The sequence below is a fragment of the Flavobacterium sp. GQ95 genome (genome assembly GCF_059758655.1).
Window position 1 is genome coordinate 1 of sequence record NZ_JCAXEB010000098.1, and the last position, 204, is coordinate 204.

General features: G+C 42.2%; 1 protein-coding gene. It reads right to left on the minus strand.

Going from position 1 to position 204, the window contains the following annotated elements:
* Positions 1-204 (minus strand): hypothetical protein (locus AC6CH4_RS26095; protein ID WP_498108273.1); only part of this gene is annotated, 204 nt, incomplete at both ends.

Below are 204 nucleotides of genomic sequence, written 5' to 3' on the forward strand. Positions count from 1 at the left end.
GCATCTGTAATCTGGAACACATAAGTACCAGGAGCTAAGTTTGCAAATGTTGTCGAGGCTTGTTTCACTCTTACAATTGGAGATAAAATCTCATATTGTACTGGGTTTGTTCCACCTGCATGAGCTGTAATCTCAACTGTAGCGTCTGCCGCACAAGTGTCAGCAATTGAAGTTACAATTGTCAAGTCTGTCGGAGGTACCAAA